This window comes from Planomonospora parontospora (genome assembly GCA_014647935.1).
In the GTDB taxonomy this organism is placed as follows: Bacteria; Actinomycetota; Actinomycetes; order Streptosporangiales; family Streptosporangiaceae; genus Planomonospora; species Planomonospora parontospora.
Genome location: BMQD01000093.1, coordinates 1 through 1,088, shown reverse-complemented (window position 1 = coordinate 1,088; position 1,088 = coordinate 1). Strand labels below are relative to the sequence as shown.

2 protein-coding genes are annotated in these 1,088 nt (G+C 59.9%); one reads left to right on the top strand and one right to left on the bottom strand.

Annotated elements, in window-relative coordinates; genetic code table 11:
* Positions 1–128 precede the first annotated feature (128 nt).
* Entirely contained in the window at positions 129–644 is a 516-nt protein-coding gene (locus IEZ07_RS35260; RefSeq protein WP_191898769.1) for a hypothetical protein, read from the top strand.
* 150 nt (positions 645–794) lie between these two features.
* On the opposite strand, the gene IEZ07_RS35255 is transcribed toward IEZ07_RS35260, so the two are convergent.
* Positions 795–1,058 carry a DUF7660 family protein gene (locus tag IEZ07_RS35255; RefSeq protein ID WP_191898768.1) on the bottom strand — a complete coding sequence of 88 codons (264 nt, stop codon included), beginning with the start codon at positions 1,056–1,058 and terminating at the stop codon, positions 795–797.
* Between the last annotated feature and the right edge of the window lie 30 nt (positions 1,059–1,088).

Genomic DNA, 1,088 nt, shown 5'->3' with positions numbered 1-1,088 from the left:
CCCTCATCTGGCCTACATCACTGTGTAGAGCCGATAGTCCCAAAACTTATGATCGGCTCAGTAATAGGTGATCTTGTCGGTGGCGAAGTCTATGCTTCCCGCCCATGACCAGAGATGAGACTCCTGTCGTGCAGATCAAGCAGCTGGATGTGGGGGTGGATTACAGCCAGGTCTATCTCGTGGATGAAGGGTGTGACGCGTACGGCCAGTTTGATGGCGTGCCGGGCCACCCTGTAGGGATCATCCAAGTCGAAAAAGGCAGGGCCTCCCTGGTTGTGGGTCCTCAGTGGGGAACGGTGGAGTTCACGGTGGCTGTCGCCGATCGGGATCCGGGTGCTGACCTCGATGGCTATGAAGACATCGTCGAGATCAGCTATGAGTCCCCATCAGGGCGGATCTCTCTGGAGGAGTGGGGAGGGGGAACAACACACACTCTTCCTCCGCTGCCCGCCGGCCCCGGAACATATCGCTTGCGATACCACGTCAGAGGTATGGACGAAGAGGTCGCGATCGAAATAGGTGATCACTACTTCCTGCAGATCTGGCCTGAGCCGCCACGTGATCCCACCGTGCTCAAATCTACGAGTTCGTCCTTTCGGTACTGGCTGAACTCTGAACGATCCAGGCAAGCTGGCGTCGAATAGAGCGATCTGCATTGTCAGCTTGGGAAGTCTCTAACGATCTTGGCCGCTGAGCTGGGGAAACGCTGACCTGCGGAGGAGCGGTCCGGCTGCCCGTGGTTCCCCGTGAGTCCCCCTCGTTCCCTCTGCTGACGGGCACGCAACGGGCACGGCCTACTCGTAGATCCTTGCCGCTCCCAGCGCGTTGGCGAAGAACGACCAGGAGGCGTCATCGGGGGCGGGTCGACCCGTGTTCGCGTAGTAGCCGGGGGACGCTCTGATCCATGCGGCCAACGCTTCCAAGAAGCGCTCCAGGTGGTCGTTCTCCCAGACCGCTCCGTTGATCAGCTCTGCGTGGAGGGTCTCAACGTAGCGGACGAGATCTTCGCGGGTCGCGACGGCTTCGGCTGTGGCCGGTGATATGTCGTTCTGTCCCATGGACTCCATAGTGGAGGGCTCACAGCAAGC